We start from the raw sequence: 21,310 nt of genomic DNA on the forward strand, positions 1-21,310 counted from the left end.
ACTACCAAATAAAAGTACTATCCCATTAAAGTTAGTAGATTAGCTATAGAGTTAGAACTTTCAGTTTCTATTTTAAGTAGATTATACAATATCTTGCAGAGTTCCTCTTTATCAATACTTAATAAATCTTCCTTAGGAACCTTATAAATACAACAATCATTAACAATTGCTTCTACGGTCAGGAAGTATTCAGAGTTACAAATACTATCGATCCCTATATGATCATTGTCTGCTACTATACCAATATTACTTTGCCAGCCACCTGGGGAAGTAATATTAAGCGAAGCAAAACCTCTTTGTAGTAAATACAAACTATCTGCTTTTTCACCAGTTTCTATAATATGCTTACCTGTATCAAAACTATATAACTTCGCTTTTTTAGCTAATTTCATAACAGTCTCTTCAGAACATTTATTAAAGATTTCAAATTTTTTAAAATCTTTCATCCTTGAACTATAAGCATCCTTAACCATATTAGCAATATTTAATGGATTGATTTCTGTCCATTTAAATCCTAATCTGTCTAATACTTCACTAGTATAATTCTGTTGGATAGTAAACGTTGTATGATCTCCATCTCCTAACCAACCATAGTGCAACATAAAGTCTTGTATATAAGCCGAGAAAGTTGCAAGATTATATTTATTACGAATACTATTAACAAAATCAACAAAAGAAATCCTTTCTATAGATAATCCGAGTTGATTATCTATAAGAATATCATCTAGATTAGTTATATTATTACTATATGTGTGATAAATACCATTGTATAAATTCTTCTTATCAAAGATAGTACATATAGCTCTAGCAGTATCATTAATGCATGACATCTCAGCTGAATATCCATCAAAAACTTCTCCAATATTCAAAATTGATGTCACTGTTTGAAAGAAACCATTATCTTTCAAATTTTGCTGATGTTTTAGAGTCTCTGAATTGTATACTAAGTTACCTACACGATATATATTTGCATTGATTCCCTCACTTCTTGCTTTAACAGTTTCATACTCACCCTCTAATTTTGTTTTAATATAAACACTATCTATACCTTCTAATTTAGGAATATCTGCCTCGTTAAAAACAATATTTTTCTCTTGATATGATCCAAGTTCACATACAGAGCGAGTCGATATATAGTGGAATGATATTTTTTTATTTTGCCTTGATATATCTAATAAATTCTTCACAGGTAAAACATTATCATTATAAAACTTTTCATATTCACCATAATGACTTACATTAGCTGCAGTATGTATAATAGACTGAATATTCGTTAATGTATCAGAATAAGCATTATCACTTAGCCCTAAATTGTCTTTAGATAAATCCCCAGCATATATTTTTATACTGCCATCTTCGAACTTTTTATTCAGTTTGTCGCCAAAGTAGTAATAAAGTTTTTCTTTGGTGCGCTTAAGGGCATCATCATCATCTTTTCCTCTTACAATGGCTATTATTCTTTTATTTATTTTTATTAACTCATTTAGTATATGGCCTCCTAGAAAACCAGTAGCTCCTGTTACAAGAACAGTATTAACATCATCAAGCTTAGATATATCAACAGAATCTAACTTATCATATAAGTACTCAATCCTTTTATTTGCATTTATTTCTAAAGCTACTAACTCTCTACTTTGCTCACCAGGGTTACTTTCATTTGCTAAGATAATCTGATCAAATTTCAGATTAATATCAAACTCATTAATATTAACATTCTCAGTAATATTTCGAATAGTCTTATAATCAAATATATCTGATATTGATAATTTAAGACCTTCAGATTGTAAGGCTGAAATAACAGCTATTGCCTTAATTGAATTTCCTCCGATAGAAAAGAAAGAATCATCAATTCCTATTTGATTAATTCCTATAATATCAGACCATATTGTAGCTATTTTTTTCTCAATCTCATTTCTTGGAGCAATATATTCAGATTGTAAAGCTGACAAATCTGGTTCAGGTAAATTTTTTCTATCAATCTTACCATTTGGCGTTAATGGAAACTTATCAAGCTTAACGTAAAGATCTGGAATCATATAATTAGGCAATTGTTTAGCTAATTCCTCTTGAATTAAGATATTATCGAAGTCACTCTCAGCAGTATAATATCCACATAGATACTTATTGTTATTTTTATCATCTAAAGCTAAAACTACTGCATCTTGTATCTCTTTAATATTTGCTAATCTTGTTTCAATTTCTCCTAACTCCATACGATAACCACGAATTTTAACTTGGAAATCAATACGCCCGAGGAACTCAATATTGCCATCACTCTTCCACCTAGCTAAATCTCCAGTACGGTATATCCTCTCATCTAAAACATCGTGAAACATGAAGACTTTTTCAGTCAACTCAGGTTGATTCAGATATCCTTTTGCTAATCCATCACCTGCTATACATAACTCTCCAGGTACTCCTATAGGACAAATATTAAAGTTTTTGTCCAATATATATACTCTATAATTTTTTATAGGTTTACCTATTGGAATATTTAGATAGCCTTTATCTAAATTTATTGTAGTTGCATAAACTGTTGCTTCAGTTGGACCATATGCATTTACAAGCTGATATGAAGATGGCTGATAATGTTTCAGTTTATCTCCAGCTGTTATCAAATACTGCAAACATGGAACATCTTTATTTGCAAACTGCTCATAGATTGCTGGAGGCATAAATATATGCGAAATATTATTTTTGTTTATATATTCAGCTAAAGCATCTGGCGATAGCCTTAATGATTTATCAGAAAAATGTAAGTTAGCTCCAGATACTATAGTTGGAAATATTTCAGATATGGAAACATCAAATGCGACTCCAGCATATTTTAAAATTTGACTATCACTTCTAACGTTATACTCATCAATGTACCAATAACAAAAATTACTTAAAGCTTTATGTTGTACTTCTACACCTTTCGGTTCTCCAGTAGAACCTGAAGTATAAATAACATAAGCAGGCTGCTCAGTGGAAACTCTAACGCTAGGCTTTTCTGAACAACTAGTATCAATACGATCATCTAAACAGACAATATTTCCTTTATAATTCTGCTGAAGCTCAGAAGATATATATTCTTTATTAGATAGTAAAATTTTAGCAGAACTACTTTCTAAGATTTTTATTTTTCTATCAAGGGGAAACTCTGGAGATATTGGTACATAAGCCTTTCCACTTTTTAATACTCCTAAAATAGCAATAATCATATTACTGTGATTATTATCACTCAATATAGCAACAAAATCTTCTTTGGTATTACTCAATAGATAATTTGCTATCGCATTAGCCTGCTCATTTAACTCTTGATATGTTAAAACTTTTCCCTTATAAGTTAGAGCTATGTTAGTAGGATATTTCTCCACAATTTTATCAAACATATCAATAACTGTTTTATCTTTAGGATAGTTAATATGTGTATCATTAAACTCATTTAATATAGTCTTTTTTTCCTGAAGCCCAATTAACTCTAGATCTTTTAACTGTTTGCTCTTTTCACTATTAACTATCAGCTTAAGTAAATTTAAATAATAATTTAAAAAGTTTTCTATAGTAGTAGATTCAAAGAGCTCTTTTTTATACTGTATAGTAGCCTCAAGAGAATCATTATTTGTGCTTTGTAGTGTAAGAGTAAGATCAAACATAGACTCTTTGACTCTTGGTAAGTCAACATCCACCCTAAAACTATTACCATTATATTTTAAGTTTTTTTCTAGATAATTAAAAAAGAAGTTTATAAGAGGTAATCCTCCAGAGCTACTTTTAATATCAGCATCTTGAACTAACTGTTCAAAATTGTAATTCTGATTTTTTAATAAATTAAGTGATAGACTCTTTATATTATTAAAATATTCAGAGATAGTTCCAACATCATCAATCTTAACTCTGAAAGGTAAGGTGTGTACAAACATGCCGATATGTTCAGATATGCAAGAATTTGTTCTTCCTGTAGTTGCTGTACCAACTGTTATGTCATTTTGCCTTGAATATCTTGATAGAAGTAAACTATATACTCCCATCATCAACATATATGGTGTAATATCAAGTTCCTGACAGTAAGAAAATATTGTTTTTTTTAAGTTATCATCTATTGATTTACTCAGGTAATTTGCCTTACTACTCATATTAGATGACTTTAAGTAGTCAAAAGGAAACTCAATCTCACTCGCACCATCAATTTGTTTAATCCAATAATCTCTAGTGTTCTTATATGACTCTGATTTAATATAGAAATTCTTATACCAGTATGCATAATCTTTATATTGCACACTAAGCTCTCCAAGATCTATACCATCATATAGATCAAATAACTCTCGAACAAAAGGTTCTACTGAAGTGCCATCAAATATAATATGATGAAAATCAAATAGTAATACATGATAATCTCTACTTATTTCTAATAAACAAACTCTAAATAATGGTGTTTCTGAAAGTTTAAAAGGCTTAATAAAATCTCTAATTGTTATATCAAGTTCTTCAGCAGAGATTTTCTTATATTGCTTAGATACATTAGATTTAGTATTTATATTCTGTACTACAGCATCATCAGTATATTCAAAGCTAGTTCTCAGAGATTCATGTCTCTGTATTAATTTATCTAAAGCTAAACCAATTTGCTCTTTATCAATATCTCCAAAAATTTTCAAACATAAAGGTATGTTATAAGTAGTTCCTTGATTTCCTAGAAAATCGGTTACGTATATACCTTTCTGAGAACTTGTAACTGGATACTTATCAAGTTTAGGAGCATGTATAATCTCATGATCAGGACTTTTTTCCTGCAAACATTTTGCAAAATCCTGAATTATTGGATTCGCTAAAATATCTGCTACACTTATTTGATAACCTTTTTTTGAAATTGCTGATACTAAGGATATAGCTAGTATAGAGCTTCCACCAAGTTTAAAAAAATTATCCAACACACTTATTCTATCGATTTCAAGAATACTTTCAACTTCATTAACTATAATTTGCTCTGCTTCATCTCTTGGTGCAATATACTCAGATTGCAATGCTGACACATCTGGACTAGGTAAGCTCTTTCTATCAACTTTGCCATTAGGTGTTAATGGAAATTTTTCCATTTTAATATAAATCTCTGGAATCATATAATCAGGTAAATACTGACTTAGCTGTTCTATGATAAACTCATTATCTAAGTTTTTATCTGATATATAGTATCCACATAAGTATTTATTATTTTTATTATCATCCAAAGCAACTACAGCTACATCATCAATATTTTCAATACTCGCTAGTCTAGCTTCAATTTCACCTAGCTCAATTCTAAATCCACGAATCTTAACTTGAAAATCAATCCTTCCTTGAATTTCAATATTACCATCTTCTCTCCAAATAGCTAAATCACCAGTCTTATATAAAATATCTTTAGTAATTCTTTGATCTCCATCATATTTAAATGGATTATCTATAAACTTTTCTTTGGTTTGATCTTGCTTATTGAAATAGCCTAAAGCTAAGCTTTCTCCAGCAATACATAATTCTCCTGGAACACCCACAGGACATAACTTTAGCTCATTATCAACAATATAAATTTGGACATTTGAAAGTGGTTTACCAACTGGTATGTTTTGATAATTTTTATCAACTTGAAAATCTGTCACATAAACTGTTGATTCTGTAGGGCCATAGCCATTTATAAAGTTATAAGATCTTTCCGTCCATTCTTTAAGTTTTTCACCACCGACTTCTATAAAATCAAGTTGTTCATTATTATAAGCCCTTAGATACTGCTCTCCTAGCTGAGTTGTTAGGAAGCACCCTTTAATCTTATTTTTATAGAAATATTTATCTAATTCTTCAAGAGACATCCTGACATGCTCTGGTAATATGTGAACAGTCCCACCAACTATTAAAACTGGATATGTTCCCATTATACAAGCATCAAAACTAAAGCTAGCATATTCAGCAATTTGATCACCAGATTTAAGTTCTCGCTTATCTTTATACCAATAAGAGAAGTTCATAATATTTTGATGAGATAACATAACTCCTTTTGGATTCCCTGTCGAACCAGAAGTATATATTAATAGTGCAATATCTTTAGTATCTACATAAATATCTCTATGATAAGTTGATTCTAAACTATCTATCTGATCAATATCATTAAATTCACCATCAAATTTTATTTTATCAATTAATATCTTTTCTGAAATCAATGTAACGGCTTGTGCATCATCAAGCATATATTGCACACGCTCAAGAGGATACTTCTCATCTATACAAATATATGTATACCCAGCCTTCCATGCTGCAAGCATACTTGCTAGTATTTCTACTCTACGAGTCATATAAATAGCAATAATATCTAGTGAGTTTTGCTTTTTTTGGGGTAATGAATTTGCGATTTTATTAATTATTTGATCAAATTGTTTATATGTTAAGCTTTTCCCATCTGCAACTATAGCTATATTATCTGGATACTCATTTACTGTTTTTTCAAATAAATCAATAGTGGTTTTATTTCTAGGATAAGCTGTATACGTATTATTAAATTTATTTAATATTAGATTTTTATCTTCTTTAGATAATAAAGAATAGTTCTCATTATTTTTCATTACATTTAACTCCAAAAAATTTAATTAATATAGCTGTTTTATCATCTTGAGCTAAAGATTCATCTTCGAATAAGTTTATATCTTCAAGTAATTTTTCTAATTGGTTTGAAGCTGAAAGCTCTGAGCTTGTTATCAAAATATTTTTTATTTTATCAATACCATAAAAACCTTGTGATGATTTAGTTTCTGATAGTCCATCAGTATATAAAAGCAAATTCTTGCAATTTACCATATCAACAATATCTTCACTATATATAGCATTTGGATCTATACCTAAAACTATATAACCATCATTCAAAGATGCAAATTGATTATCTTTTAACACAATAATAGGTTTATCATGCCCTGCATTTGATATATATATTTTGTTATTTTCAAAATCAATTTTCATACATATACAACTAATAAACATATTATTCTTATTATGCTTACACATATAACTATTTAATTTTGTAATTATATCTGCACAAGAAATTTCCGACGAAATAAGAAACCTAAATCTAGCTAGTAAAAACAAACTGAAGATACTCGCTGCTGAATTTTTTCCCATCGAATCACCAACTAATATCCATAGATTATTTTTTTTATCTCTTCTTATATCATAGATATCTCCACTCAAATCTTCTGCTGAACTATAATGTGTTGCTATATCTAAATTTTTAATTTGTGACATATCAATAGTATCAGACATAAACATTTCTTGAATTTGTTTAGCTAAATATAGTTCTGATTTTTTAATATTGAATTTTTTTTGAATTTCTATATATCTAAGGATGTCTGTTCTCATCTTTTCTACAGATTCAAATAGTTTTTGAATTTCTATACTCTGTATATTTGATGATTCAATTTTTTTATTAAGATTTTTATTATCTACAATATTCTCTAGATGATTAGATAAATCAACTAATGGCAAAATTAATTTATCTATTTTCTTACGCAAAATTTTTGATAAAAGAATATTTAAAGCTATTAGTAATAAAATAAGAATAATAAAAACAGATAAAACAATAAGTATTAATTTAGTTAAATCGATCTCTGTTATGATATCAATACTCCCAAAAACAAGACTTTCTTTACGATATATTCGTAACCCATCAATATACCACTCACCATTGACTGGTTGTATTAAAAAATTATCGTACAAAAGCTTAGGAGTTAAATCACTATCAAACTTAGCGTATGCTGGTCTATCATAGTTATCTTCAACACGCACAAAGACACTTGTATCACTAAAATCTATTTCTGACTTTATTAAATTAACTATATCTTTTATATCAATATCTAATGCAGCTACTGCATATATTTCATGATTACTATTAGTTACAGGAAATGAATAAGTTGCTGTAAATTCGCCAACTTCTTGACTAAATAAATTACTTGTAGGAAGATCAATAAATGCTTTTTTCTCAATCAATGGTTTTTTAAACCATTCTCTATCATAATAATTAGTTCCATATTTATCATATATATCTGAAAGCTCTTTTAATTTCACTGTATTATTATATTTATAAAGATAAACTCCTCTAGCTCCATATTTAGGAGTAATCGCGTAAGCAATACCAAAAATATCCGCATGAGTTAGCAACACATCTTTTGTAAAAGAGATAAGCTGGTCACTAATATAAGGCTTGGATATAGTAATGTCCGAATCAAGTAAATATAAAGTTTTAATCTCAGCTGAAGATGATGCTATTTCGCGTTCAATTCTATCTGATACTTGATCTATCGATGCATACATTCTATTAACTTTAACAGTTTCTTTATATGTAAAAAAAGAAAACAATGATGCTACCAATACTAAAAATATTATAAATATAAGTATATTAATAAACCAATAAGCTGGCCTATGAAAATACCATGATAAGTTTCTATGAGTATGTTTATTATTAATTTTCATAATAATATTTCTAAATAATTTATATTATATTCATCTGTTCTCATATAGTCCCATCTATCACAAAAATTTTCTATTAGACCAATCCCATGACCTCCAATACTATGCTTTGTATGCTCTTTAGAGTATTTTTTATAGTCAAAATAAGATGTATTATCTTTTAAGGAAAATTTTATACAAGAACCATAATTTTCAATGAATATCTCAAACTCTAGAGAAGTATAATTTAGAGTACTTCCATGATACCAACAATTAAGCATTAATTCTTCATAAATTAATTTAATTTTAAACAACTCGACATCACCAACTTTTCCTTCTCGTAAAATTACATCAATGTCATAAATGAAATTATTTATGTCTTCTAGATTGAAACATTCTCTTGAGATATTTAACTTCATTTTAATTGATCTTTTACTTCTTCAAAATTTTCGTAAACAGGAATAAGTTTTATAAAACCAGATACTCTTAAAACTTCTCTAACTAAACTAGATGGTTTTAATATCAACATTTTTTTATTATCGAAAGATAGATCTTTAAAAACTATTATTAAAGATCTCAAGCCAGCACTACTTAAATAAGATAATTTTGAAAAATCAAATATAAGATTATTTTTTTTATCTATTGATAATTCTTTTATAGTTTCATTAAATTTATTACATGATGCTGAATTTAATTCACCATCCAAATAAATAATCAAAGCATTATTTTCTTCATTAGAAAATGTTATTTCCAACACTATATACAACCCTTTATTAAATAAATTAATTAAACCAATTTACCTGATAAAAAAATATAATTAAATATATTTTTATAGAATTTTAATATTTTTTTTAAAAGAGCTTTGAAATTTTATAGTAAAATACATAATATTTTTTTAGACATAACTTTTATATAAAACTATTATTTGTCTTACAAACAGACACCTTATATTCTGGCATTAATTTATTTAAAATTATATTAGTACTTAAATTATCAACTTTATAATCCGAAAATATACTAATATCTAATATATTTATTTTTTTAACATCATAATACAAACCAGTTCCTAAACATTTAATTATTGACTCTTTAATATTAAATACATCAAAAAAAAAGTGTAACTGTTCTTTATGACTTTTAAGAGAATTATAATAACTGATTTCTTCATCATGCATTATAATACTTTTTAAATCTAAATGATTAATATTGCTATCAATATACTCAATATCAACACCAATATTACTCACTTCACTAATTCCTACTAATATATGATTATTAGAATATGAAATACTAAAACCTATATTATAATCATCTTTAAGCATTGGCTTTTTGTATGCTCCATATTCTAATTCAAAGTTATTAATGTTATAACGATCATTAAGATAGTGATATAAGAAACTTCTAGCTAGTAACCTTTTAAACCTATCATTTTCAAATTTATAAGTTTGTATCTCAATTTTTTGCTTTTTGGGAATAATATTAAAATCATATTCTAAAGAATTTTTGTTTGTGTCTAATAAAAACAACTCAATATCATCAGAAATATGACTAATCTTTTCAAACTTCATAAACTATTACATTTTACGATAAATATACAATAATATATTAAACTTATAGAAATGCGAAGAATCTCAAATATAAACTGATATTCATACAATCTATAAGAATTTGTTATAGAGCTTATAACTATATACTATTTGACTAGACTTTTTCATTTACATACAATCACTTGTAGACCTTAATTTTATTTTAAAGATAAGATTCGGTTCAGTTTAGAAAATATAAGAAGAATCTTGTATTATAAGTTAACTTTATAGCGAGGAAATCACCATGCTAAAGAAAATTGTAACAGCATTAGGAATGTCTGGAATGCTACTAGCAGCCAATAGTGCTATAGCTGATGACAAAAATACCGAAATGGCTACACCTCAAAGTGTAGATTTATCGCCATTACGTAATCTAAATAAGCTTGATAGTCCAATGGGGAAAAACTATGACTATCACCAGTCTTTCAAGAAGTTAAATACTGAAGAACTTAAAAAAGATATACAAGATCTTTTGACCCAATCTCAAGATTGGTGGCCTGCAGATTTTGGTAATTATGGTCCTTTCTTTATTAGATTATCTTGGCATGATGCTGGTACTTACAGATTAGCAGATGGTCGTGGTGGTGCTAATCGTGGTCAGCAAAGATTCTCTCCGCTAAATAGTTGGCCAGATAATGTTAACCTTGATAAAGCAAGACAGCTTTTATGGCCAATCAAGCAGAAATATGGTGATGCTGTATCATGGTCTGATTTGATTGTTTTAGCTGGTACTGTTTCATTAGAATCAATGGGTATGAAGCCGATTGGTTTTGCCTTTGGTAGAGAAGACGATTGGCAAGGCGATGATACAAACTGGGGTATATCTCCTGAACAACTAATGTCTAGTAATGTCAAAGATGGCAAGCTTGCTCCAGCTTATGCAGCAACTCAAATGGGTCTGATATATGTAAACCCTGAAGGTCCAGATGGCAAACCTGATATAAAAGGTGCTGCTAGTGAAATTCGCCAAGCTTTTAGAGCTATGGGTATGACTGATAAAGAAACAGTAGCTCTTATTGCTGGTGGTCACACATTTGGTAAAACTCATGGTGCAGTTCCAGAGAAAGATATCAAAAAAGATATTGGTCCTGCTCCGGATAAAGCACCTATCGAGCAACAGGGCTTAGGATGGCATAATAGCTACGGTACTGGCATGGGTGATGATACTATGGGTAGTGGTCTTGAAGGATCTTGGACTTCTACACCAACTTTTTGGAACCATGACTTCTTACATAACCTATATAACTTGAATTGGGAAAAAACTCTTAGCCCTTCTGGAGCTCATCAATGGACTCCTACAAATGCTAAGCCAGAAAATATGGTTCCTGATGCTCATAAGCCAGGTGTAAAACATAAACCTATAATGTTTACAACAGACTTAGCATTAAAAGAAGACGATGGATTTAATAAATATACTCAAGAATTCTACAATAACCCTCAAGAATTTAAAGAAGAATTTGCTAAAGCATGGTTTAAATTAACGCATAGAGATATGGGTCCAAAATCTAGATATATAGGCCCTTGGATTCCTGAACAAAACTTTATATGGCAAGATCCTGTACCTGTTGCTGACTACAAGCAAGTATCAGCTCAAGATATCGCTCAACTTAAGCAAGATATCATAAAATCTGGATTAACGAATCAACAACTTATAAGAACTGCTTGGGATTCAGCTTCTACTTATCGTAAAACCGACTATAGAGGTGGATCAAATGGCGCAAGAATTGCTTTAGCTCCTGAGAAAGATTGGCAAATGAATGAACCTACTAAACTTGAAATTGTTCTTGCTAAGCTTAAAGAGATTCAAACCAACTTTAATAATAGCAAAACTGATGGCACCAAAGTATCATTAGCTGACTTAATAGTACTAGGTGGTAATGTTGGTGTTGAGCAAGCAGCTAAAGAAGCTGGTTATACTATAGAAATACCATTTGTACCAGGTAGAACAGATGCTACGCAAGCTCAAACTGATATAGAGTCTTTCAACTATCTAAAAACAAAAGCTGATGGTTTTGTAAACTATAGTGACGGTAGTCTAGCATCTAACAAGCTACCTCAAGCACTAGTTGAAAAAGCAAGCATGCTTAATCTAAATATCCCTGAAATGACTGTCTTGGTTGGTGGTATGCGTGCACTAAATGTAAACTACGATAACTCTCAAGAAGGTGTATTTACCAAAACTCCTGGTCAATTAAATAACAACTTCTTTGTAAACTTACTTGATATGTCTACAAAATGGGAAAAATCTGACACAAACAATGGTGAGTATATCGGTATAGATAGAAAAACTGGTGCACAAAAGTGGACTGCTTCTTCTGTAGATCTAATCTTTGGTTCAAATTCTGAACTTAAAGCTGTGGCTCAAGTTTATGCTGAAAATGGTAATGAGCAAAAGTTTGTAAACGACTTTGCAAAAGCTTGGCATAAAGTTATGATGCTTGGCAGATTTGATGTTCAAGAATAAACTTTAATTCTTATAATTTTCTCAATCATATTTCTTTTGGTTTAAAATAGATAAATATAGTTCCTAGTAATTAATTTAATATGCCTGTTATCTTACAAATATTTGATTTTTTGAAGAATTTAACTGAAATGCTTTTACATAGCCTTGATCCCTCGTTATTTCAGAATATCACACTAGGAATACTAGCTATATTCATTCCTTTTGTAATCGTATTTTTAACAGATCTCTTGAGCTCCAAAGAAAAAAAGAAAACTGAGTTTGAAAAAATGGTTTTAAGTGATGAAGTATTTGGAACTAAAAAAGTTTTTTGGTTAGCAATTTTTGGAATATTTTTCTTTTCCTTTTTTTCAGGAACTAATATATCTATCACCGCAAAATTAATATGTTTATTAATTGTGATTATTATTATTTGGGAATTTTATAAACCATTCAAAAAACTTCTAAGATTTTCAGAGGGAGATAAACTTCAATTTAAGAAATCATTTTTGAAAAGGCTAAATTTTTCTACGTTACCCTACTTTAGTAAACCTAATAATATTAAAATAGCCAATAAGATGGTCAAATCATGGCAATCTATCTGGTATGAAGAAAATATTAATAATGAGAGAGAATTTATTAAGATATTTATTTCTCATATTGAGAACTCAATAGAATCAAAAAGGTTTGAATTAGTTATACAACTATCACTAACATATATAACTAATATTAAAAAAAGAAATTTATCAGAAATTGGAATCTTTATTCTACCTAAGATTATAGAATGGAATGAATCACTTTTGGAAAGTAGTGAAATATTTTTTGATAAGTTTAAAAGTAATAAAATAAATAAAAAAAGGGAAATAAGAAGAATTCTCTCTTTATCAGAATCTATGAATTTTAATAGAAATACTTTCCACAACTGGCACTTTTTTAGAAGATTTTTTTAGAAGCTATTATTAAAAACTCTATTAAAAGCAATTATATTGAAATTTTATATGACTTCAAAGAATATATTGATGAAAATGACTTAGATCAATATGTTACAGAAGTTAGCAAGCATCAAAAGTTATTCCTAGAAAGTTTTTTTAAAGTATTCTTTGATGAAATATATAAAATCAAATACAGAAGTTTGGATTCTAACTTTCCAAATGATTGGCAAGTAACCACTCAAAATAAAGATAAACGAATGCCTAGATATGTTTTAAACACCTTTACTAATCTTGCAAGATTTGAAATATTCAAAAAAACTGATGATGAGTTTAACATAGGGATTACTGAAATAATTAGTAATATTTTTCCAACTGTTTGCCCTATGCTTTTCAAAGCTTTCATTCTGCTTTATTTTTCTGGAGAAAATATTAAATATGCAATAGATAATGGAGATAACTTTTTTATTATGAACTCATCTGGAGTTACTTGGTATAGTTCTGAAAACGAAACTAAAAAAGATAGAGAAGAAAAAATACAAAAACTTTCTAGTGAGCAAGAAGCTACCCAAAAGAAAGAAACAATTGAAATTATCTTAAATTACTTTGGTAATGACTGGAGAGTAATTAGATGCTTCAAAGAAGATCTATCTGAAGAAGAAACTAAAAACTGGGAAAATTTATCAGAAAAAGAAAAGAGAAATATAATTAAAAGAGTTAAGATAAACAAGCTTATAAATTTAAAAAATAATATTAATGATAATGAGATAAAAGAATATTGCAAAGAATCTAAGCTAAAAGAATATAAAAGAAAAGACCTTTTAGAATTAGTTGAGCTTTTGTTGATTAATAAGCTAAATAAGTGAACTTGTAAATATTTTTATTTAATCTAATATGTAACTATATGAGCACTAATTTACTAGATTTTATATGCCTATAAATCTTTATTGTGAAAATGACTACCTTAGACAAAACAATGAAATTGCTAAAAAAGAAAATTTTTCTGCTTTTAGAAGAGATTATGCTCGTGTTGTCCACTCTTCATCATTTAGAAGACTTCAAGCAAAAACACAAATTTTCCCTAGTTTTGAAAATGACTTTTTTAGAAATAGGCTTACTCACTCTCTAGAGGTAGCACAAATAGCCAAGTCTATAGCTGTTAAACTTAACGCAGAACATGGACTAAATTTAGATTATGATCTAATTGAAACAGCAGCACTCTGTCATGATATTGGTCACCCTCCTTTTGGTCATAACGGTGAAGTTGCTTTAAATAAAAAAATGCGTAATTTTGGCGGCTTTGAAAGTAATGCTCAAACGCTACGACTGATATCGCACACTGCTAAAAAAGACATCGATCAAAAGCAAACTTTCGGTTTAAACCTAACCTATAGAACTCTTGCCGCAACTATAAAATATGATCAGCTTATTCCTCCAATCAGTGATTTAGGAAAACTTACAAAAGGCTATTATCATGAAGAATCAAGACTAGTTGAAGATATTAAACAAAAACTCCTTGAGCCATATAATATAAAAATTATAGAAAACTTTAAGACTATAGAATGTTATATTATGGATGTAGCAGATGATATTGCTTACTCAACTTATGATGTCGAAGATGCTCTTAAAGGCGGATTTATAGATCCTCTATCTATGGCAAGTATTGATAATAAGCTTCTTGATAAAATCTACAATGCAATGCCTAGTGATTTAGGAATTACTAAGAATGAAATCCAAAATATCCTCAAAGATATATTTTCAGATTATATTGATTTTAATGATGACTGTACAAAAATATATAAAAGATCTAAAGATATTGCTAACAATAGCTTATTACGTACAAAACTAACCTCAAAATTAGTTAATAGTTGTATTCAAAATATTGAGCTAGACTTAAACCTAGAAGTTCCTATTATTTCAAAGGTATATCTAAATAATGAAATTAGAAAACAAGTCGAAGTACTTAAAAAATATATTTTGTTTAAAATAATAAAATCACCTAAACTTAATGTCCTAAGATATCGTGGTCGAGAAATAATTTCAGAGATTTTTGATATTTTGATTAGTTCAACCCCTGATGAAAGCCTACTACCTGATGATATCGGAGCTATATTTTATAATACGCAAAACACTCATGGGAAAGCTAGAATTATAAGCGACTATATATCTTCTATGACCGATAGGTATATAATTGAGCTCTATAATCAATTCAAATCAGACCCTTCAGCAATGATTTTTAAGCCTTTCTCATAAACCAACTAGCTGCTGTAATCCCAAAAAATGATACAGCTCCAGCAAATACAATTAAATATACTGGTACCAAAAGATTATTAGTTGTAACTATAAGTGATATTGTCAAGGCTGGTATACCTGCAGAAAATATCAAATATCCTAGATTATAAGCAATACCATAACCACGACATCTATACTCTAATCTAAAGAAATTTGTAATAATCACATTATATGTTGAAGCAAAAAATCCCATCATAATAGATAAAATAATAAAGCATGCAAAAACATCAGTTCCAGCAATCATATTCTTATAGAAAATTGGTGTTACTGAAATACTTATCAAAATCAATAAGGCCATCATCTTAGACTTAGATACATAATCACTAATAAAACCACCTACCAAACAACTAACCGCCATAATTATAGAACCAGTTAGAAGTAAATTAGAAATATCATAATTTGACTCTACATACATTTGTTTATACGCGGGTAAAAACATATATAGCTGAGTAGTTAACATAGCAATACAGGCAACTAAAGCTATACCAATAATTACTTTTACAATAAATAAAGAATTCTCAGAGCGAGGTTTGTCTAGCGCTTCAACAACTCTAGGAATATCAACAATATTTTTTCTGAGGAAAAATAATATAAATGTAAAACAAGCACCTATGAAAAATCCAATCCGCCAACCATAATTTTCTATAAAGCTTTGACTAGTAAAGTGATTTAGGACAAATAGCACTAATGATGTCATCATAATCCCAATACTTAAACAACAAAACACTATACTTGTCATAAAACCTTGTCTTTGAGGATAATTCTCAACAATATATACTACTGATACTGGTATCTCAGCACCTACTGCCAATGATTGTACACAGCGCAATCCAACAAACAAAATAGTAGCTAAAACACCAATACTTTCTATGGTAGGTAAAAAAGCTAATGCAAGAGTTGCGAAGAATAGTAAGAACATATTAAGCCTTAAGACAAATGCTCTACCTTTCTTATCAGCGATATATCCAAACCCCCAAGCACCAATAGGACGCACAAGATAGCCAACGATATATACTAAAAAAACCAATAACGTATTGCTTATAGAACTACTTTTATCAAAAAACTTACTACCAATAGCTACAGCAAATACAGAATATATTGCAAAATCATAGAATTCAAAAGCAGCACCTAATGATGAAAATAGTAATCTATTATAGTTTTTCATTAATTTTCTAATATCTAAGTTTGAAGATTTTAGTATATATTAGTGAAATAATAACGATAATCAAATATTAATTAGCATAAGCAGTAGATAGCTCCATCAACTCTAAAGTTACACTATAATTGTCTAAATTAATTTCAGAATTTAACACTTCGCGGATTTTAGCTTTCAATTGTTGTGAGATCTCTTCTAGGTGCTCAGGCTTTCTTCCTTTTAGAACTTTTATCTGTACATGGATTACATCTAGGCTATCATCTCCAGCTACACTACTAAAATTGTATCTATAAACTCTACTTTTAAAGGTTTCTAATTTAGTTGGTAACTTTTCTACCAAAAATTGCTGTGCTAAATTTATTACCTTCTTTGCTAATTCTGTATCAAATTGTTGAGGTACTTCTAAGATTATATGCGGCATTTAAACTCCTTTTTTAATATACTGACCTAGTGGAGGCATCAAAAATACTGTTCTAGCTATATAGAATAATATTAGCGCAATCCATAAGCCATAATTTTCATAAGATTGTAATAAAAAAACAGAAGCAATATACACTCCTGCCGATAAAATCATCGCATTTCTCATTGCTACAGTCTTTAGGAGACCTACAAACACACCATCTATCCAAAAGCTAAAACTTGCAAATAGCGGCATAAGAAACGAAAAAATAATATATTTATTTATCTGGATCTTAACATCTACAATATCAGTAAAGATTGATATTATATAACCACTAAAAGAAAAATAAACCAAAGATAAAACCAGAGTTAGTATCATACTTTGCACAAATGTTTTGTAAATAGTTTCTCTCAATAGGCTAGTATTTTTATCAACGTACGCTTGAGCAACTAACGACTCAGTTGTATTAGCAAGAGCATCCAAAAACATTGCAAAAAACATACCTATTTCTACAAGTATAGTATTTGCGGCTAGAATAGTTTTTCCGTAATTCGAAGAAAATATATAAAATGAATTAAATGCTAATAATAAACATAAAGAACGTACAAAAATATTTATATTAAGTTGAAGAAAAGGCATATAACTACCTAAATTCAAGAGCCTATAATCCATTAACTTTTTGATACTAAAACTACCTGATTTATAGAAATATCTAAATGTCTTTATACTCAGATAAATACTACAACTAGCAGAGGCTATAACTAAGGAAATTGCTACACCAACAACATTATAATTGAGAATAACAACAAATATTGTGCTCAGCACTATTGCTACACTCATATAGATGATAGAACTATAAAGTACTACTCTAGGATTTCCAATACCAATAAAGAAACCAATAAAAATATAATTTAGTAATGAAAAAAACAAAATATAAATAGCGATATTATAAAAATTTGCTAATAAAATTTTTATATCTGATGAAATATTTACTACCTTCAATACAGTAATCAGAATTACACTTTTAAAACTAAAAGCAATTATTGATACTAATAGTGCAATTAGCACGGCCTTTATAACTATTTCTAACATCTTTTCGAGATTATTTAGTGACTGGGCTATCAATCCTGTCAAACTCATTCTAAAAAATGAAAACATAAAGCAAATAACATTTATTATTGAAACTCCTAATCCTATAGCTGCAAGATAGTTGCTATCACTGAGATGACCAATTAATGCCGTATTAACAATACCAACCATTGGTAAAACCAAATTAGATAATATAAGAGGTAAAGATAATAAAAATATTTTTTTGTGCATCTAAAGAATCAAAAATCTATGTATAAATAAAATTATAACATTTTAAAATTATCGTAATCCTATCAATCATATCTACCTAGCTATTATTTTTTACTGTGAGCTATTAGGTTTTGATAATTAACTCATTTATAACCATATGTTATATTGAGTGGCAAATTAACAACAAATAAGGATTTTTAAAGAAAAATTAATTTTTATTTATGCAAATCATAATAAACATCAGGAAAAATATTTTTTTCTTGATTAGCTTTATTTCATAAGCATAAAATTAATTTGTAAGCAATACACTTACGGTTATTAATATTTGTATAAGGAGAATTCCATTATGAAAAATAAACTTAAACTTACACCTACTATGGTTTGTGCTTTGATAGGTATAGGATCATTTTCAATAGCTAATGCTACTGATGCATGGTCTACTGCAAACCTAAAGTCATACGTTGCAGGCTCTCAAGTAACTGATGGTGGCAAAACATATAAATGCAAAGTCTGGCCAGCTTCTGGATGGTGCCAAATCGCTGCATATAAACCAAGTGGCACATATGGCTCTGATGCTTGGGATGTTATTGGTGATGATCCATCTCCAACTCCTACACCAGAGCCAACTCCGGAGCCTACGCCTACACCAGATCCAGTAAATCCTGGTGACTCAGTACAACAGTGGGATGCAAATACTGTATACAATCCAAGCGATAAGTCTAAACCTTCTCAAGCTATATATAATGGCAACTTATATACTGCTAAATGGTGGACCCGTGGTGAAAATCCTAGTCAATCTGGACAATGGGGAGTTTGGAAAAATGAAGGCCCTGTTACTGAACAAGGTAAAGCAACTGTATCAATAGTATTACCAGCAAAACCTGACTTTATAGCTAATGATAAATTAGCGGATGTTCAAATCTTAAAAGATGGTCAAAAAATAGCAGAATCAACCAATGCTAAATGGGGCTCTACTACAAATCTAGAAGTTGTAGTTGGCGATAGTGCAGACTTAACTGTAAGTGTTCCAGCTATTGATGGAGCTACAGGCTCTGCTACTCCAGCTTCATTCACTTTAGCCAAAGATGCTTCCAAAACAGTTAATATAGAATACACAGCTCCTAAGCCTGCTGAAGAAGGATCTATTAAAATAAACGCTACAGCAGAAGCAATGGGTAACCCTACAGCAACTTACACTCTCAAAGATACTAATGGAAATATTGTTAGTAGTGGTAATCTTGCAATTAATAGTTCTACTACCTTAGATCATATTCCTTCATCTGAAAATGGTACTGCTTATACTCTAACTATAGGTAGTTTTACAACTAATGGATATAATTATACTCCTGTCAAAACTTATTCTTTAGTTGTTACTAACTTTAATACTACAGCTGTTGATGTTACATTCGCTAAGAAACAAGTTCCTACTGAAAGTATTTCAATAGCAGTAGAAGGTCTACCAAAAGACAAAACAACTACTCTTACACTGACCAGTGAAAATGGTGATACTAAAGAAGTTGATATTAAGAGTAACTCTTCAATTTCTGTAGAAGTACCAAAAGATGGAAGTATCTGGAATATTGCAGTAGCTGCAATCGCTGGATTTAAACTTTCTGTGACTCCAACATCTTTTACAGCTAATCAAGATACTCAGCAAATCTCACTGAAAATTACTGAAAATAGCTCTTCAGCTGATAACTGGCCTGATAGAGTTGTTGTTGGTTATGTTAGAGGGTATGACGCTCCGTGGTATAGCCAGCCTGAAACAACAAATGAAATGATTCAAGCTGCTATGACTCATGGCTATAATGTAATTGTTTACGCTTTTGCTGGTCAAGAACCTAATGGTACAGTAACTCTACCAAAATGGACTGATTCAATGAAATCCAGAGTACCAAGCCAAATTAATATAATTCATAATAGCAATGGTATTGCACTGTTATCAATAGGTGGTGCAGTTAACTATTTTGATCCAGATATGAGTGGAGATAAAGCTATTCCTACAGGTAAAGCTATGGGTAAATATCTAGCAGAGAATGGCTATGATGGTCTTGACATAGATGTAGAGCATCCAAATGCTTCTACATCAGTTGCTGCAAACTTTATCAAATATATAGATGCGGCTAGAGCAGAGTTCAAGTCAATCACTGGTAAAGATATGTACTTAGCTGCAGCACCTCAAGTTAATGGATGGTATGGAACAGGTCAATGGGCAAGTGGTAGTGCTAAATTTGCTGAAGCAATGTATACTCAAGACTTCATGAGAGACGCACACTTCAATGCTGTATTTATCCAAACATACAACCAATATGGTGGTGCTAACTTTGGTGGTTTATTAGGTTTTGATGTTGGTTTCTTAACTAAGACTTTTGAATTATTAAGCCCTCAAACTAGAGATAAAATGCCAGGAATACCTGCAGGTTCTTTCTACGTACCGGAAGATACTAAGATAGTTCTTGGTGTACCTGATTTCAAAGATCCTTCTGTTTCTGCAGCAGAATATAAACAAGGTTCATGTCTGGCAACAGCTAAATGCTCTGGTGCTGGTCTATATGATCCTGTAGATATATCAAAAGATATAACAAATGGTGGTCTTGGTAACTATAGTCAATATGGTGGTCTAATGACATGGATTCTAAACTCGGATGACTATCAAGGTTGGACTTGGGTAGATGGTGTCAAAGGAGTAGCCTATAACTAATCCTATTATATCTTAAACATTTCAGAGCAAATCTTATCTTATTCATATAAATCAAATATCTA

13 protein-coding genes are annotated in these 21,310 nt (G+C 29.7%); 5 read left to right on the plus strand and 8 right to left on the minus strand.

All coding sequences use genetic code 11. The annotated features are described in order from the left end of the window. Positions 1-17: 17 nt before the first annotated feature. From FTPG_RS08710 to FTPG_RS08730, 5 genes are all read right to left on the minus strand, one after another. Positions 18-6,572 (minus strand): non-ribosomal peptide synthetase, encoded by a 6,555-nt coding sequence (locus tag FTPG_RS08710; protein WP_035722659.1) that lies wholly within the window; start codon positions 6,570-6,572, stop codon positions 18-20. Beyond that, positions 6,562-8,469, minus strand: coding sequence for a SpoIIE family protein phosphatase (locus tag FTPG_RS08715; protein ID WP_004288089.1), 1,908 nt, complete (start codon positions 8,467-8,469; stop codon positions 6,562-6,564). The genes FTPG_RS08710 and FTPG_RS08715 overlap by 11 nt, the downstream gene beginning before the upstream one ends. Then, entirely contained in the window at positions 8,466-8,864 is a 399-nt protein-coding gene (locus tag FTPG_RS08720; RefSeq protein WP_004288090.1) for an ATP-binding protein, read from the minus strand. Before FTPG_RS08720 ends, FTPG_RS08715 begins: the two co-directional genes overlap by 4 nt. After that, on the minus strand, positions 8,861-9,202 hold the full coding sequence (locus FTPG_RS08725; protein WP_035722662.1) for an STAS domain-containing protein: 342 nt from the start codon (positions 9,200-9,202) through the stop codon (positions 8,861-8,863). Before FTPG_RS08725 ends, FTPG_RS08720 begins: the two co-directional genes overlap by 4 nt. Before the next feature lie 151 nt (positions 9,203-9,353). After that, positions 9,354-10,013 (minus strand): 4'-phosphopantetheinyl transferase family protein, encoded by a 660-nt coding sequence (locus tag FTPG_RS08730; RefSeq protein ID WP_004288092.1) that lies wholly within the window; start codon positions 10,011-10,013, stop codon positions 9,354-9,356. A 262-nt stretch (positions 10,014-10,275) separates the two neighbouring features. Here FTPG_RS08730 and katG point away from each other — a divergent pair, with 262 nt between their 5' ends. The 4 genes from katG to dgt all read left to right on the plus strand — a co-directional run bounded on the left by katG (position 10,276) and on the right by dgt (position 15,653). Then, complete coding sequence (gene katG / locus FTPG_RS08735; RefSeq protein WP_004288093.1) at positions 10,276-12,495, plus strand: catalase/peroxidase HPI; 2,220 nt, start codon at positions 10,276-10,278, stop codon at positions 12,493-12,495. Positions 12,496-12,575: 80 nt separating this feature from the next. Further along, a complete protein-coding gene (locus FTPG_RS08740) occupies positions 12,576-13,421 on the plus strand; it encodes a hypothetical protein (protein ID WP_004288094.1) in 846 nt (281 codons plus the stop codon). A gap of 182 nt (positions 13,422-13,603) precedes the next feature. Continuing rightward, complete coding sequence (locus tag FTPG_RS08745; RefSeq protein WP_004288095.1) at positions 13,604-14,266, plus strand: hypothetical protein; 663 nt, start codon at positions 13,604-13,606, stop codon at positions 14,264-14,266. A 64-nt stretch (positions 14,267-14,330) separates the two neighbouring features. After that, on the plus strand, positions 14,331-15,653 hold the full coding sequence (dgt, locus tag FTPG_RS08750; protein WP_004288096.1) for a dGTP triphosphohydrolase: 1,323 nt from the start codon (positions 14,331-14,333) through the stop codon (positions 15,651-15,653). Here the strand turns inward: dgt and FTPG_RS08755 are convergent. The 3 genes from FTPG_RS08755 to FTPG_RS08765 form a co-directional block, all read right to left on the minus strand. Then, positions 15,637-16,857 carry an MFS transporter gene (locus tag FTPG_RS08755; protein WP_004288097.1) on the minus strand — a complete coding sequence of 407 codons (1,221 nt, stop codon included), beginning with the start codon at positions 16,855-16,857 and terminating at the stop codon, positions 15,637-15,639. The genes dgt and FTPG_RS08755 overlap by 17 nt on opposite strands. 67 nt (positions 16,858-16,924) lie before the next feature. Then, positions 16,925-17,269 carry a tautomerase family protein gene (locus FTPG_RS08760; RefSeq protein WP_004288099.1) on the minus strand — a complete coding sequence of 115 codons (345 nt, stop codon included), beginning with the start codon at positions 17,267-17,269 and terminating at the stop codon, positions 16,925-16,927. After that, positions 17,270-18,568, minus strand: a complete 1,299-nt coding sequence (locus FTPG_RS08765) for an MATE family efflux transporter (RefSeq protein WP_004288100.1) — start codon at positions 18,566-18,568, stop codon at positions 17,270-17,272. Positions 18,569-18,893: 325 nt separating this feature from the next. On the opposite strand from FTPG_RS08765, the gene FTPG_RS08770 reads away from it, so the two are divergent. Then, the gene (locus FTPG_RS08770; RefSeq protein WP_004288102.1) at positions 18,894-21,248 is read left to right on the plus strand and encodes a glycosyl hydrolase family 18 protein; all 2,355 of its coding nucleotides are present in this window, start codon (positions 18,894-18,896) and stop codon (positions 21,246-21,248) included. Positions 21,249-21,310: the final 62 nt, after the last annotated feature.

It is taken from the genome of Francisella philomiragia subsp. philomiragia ATCC 25015 (genome assembly GCF_000156715.1).
Taxonomy (GTDB): domain Bacteria; phylum Pseudomonadota; class Gammaproteobacteria; order Francisellales; family Francisellaceae; genus Francisella; species Francisella philomiragia.

What these genes read in the sequence shown, in the direction of transcription:
- FTPG_RS08770 (WP_004288102.1), top strand. Translation starts at nt 18,894, where the DNA reads ATGAAAAATAAACTTAAACTTACACCTACTATGGTTTGTGCTTTGATA.
- FTPG_RS08730 (WP_004288092.1), bottom strand. Translation starts at nt 10,013, where the DNA reads ATGAAGTTTGAAAAGATTAGTCATATTTCTGATGATATTGAGTTGTTT.
- FTPG_RS08710 (WP_035722659.1), bottom strand. Translation starts at nt 6,572, where the DNA reads ATGAAAAATAATGAGAACTATTCTTTATTATCTAAAGAAGATAAAAAT.
- FTPG_RS08765 (WP_004288100.1), bottom strand. Translation starts at nt 18,568, where the DNA reads ATGCACAAAAAAATATTTTTATTATCTTTACCTCTTATATTATCTAAT.
- FTPG_RS08760 (WP_004288099.1), bottom strand. Translation starts at nt 17,269, where the DNA reads ATGCCGCATATAATCTTAGAAGTACCTCAACAATTTGATACAGAATTA.
- FTPG_RS08755 (WP_004288097.1), bottom strand. Translation starts at nt 16,857, where the DNA reads ATGAAAAACTATAATAGATTACTATTTTCATCATTAGGTGCTGCTTTT.
- FTPG_RS08720 (WP_004288090.1), bottom strand. Translation starts at nt 8,864, where the DNA reads ATGAAGTTAAATATCTCAAGAGAATGTTTCAATCTAGAAGACATAAAT.
- dgt (WP_004288096.1), top strand. Translation starts at nt 14,331, where the DNA reads ATGCCTATAAATCTTTATTGTGAAAATGACTACCTTAGACAAAACAAT.
- katG (WP_004288093.1), top strand. Translation starts at nt 10,276, where the DNA reads ATGCTAAAGAAAATTGTAACAGCATTAGGAATGTCTGGAATGCTACTA.
- FTPG_RS08740 (WP_004288094.1), top strand. Translation starts at nt 12,576, where the DNA reads ATGCCTGTTATCTTACAAATATTTGATTTTTTGAAGAATTTAACTGAA.
- FTPG_RS08715 (WP_004288089.1), bottom strand. Translation starts at nt 8,469, where the DNA reads ATGAAAATTAATAATAAACATACTCATAGAAACTTATCATGGTATTTT.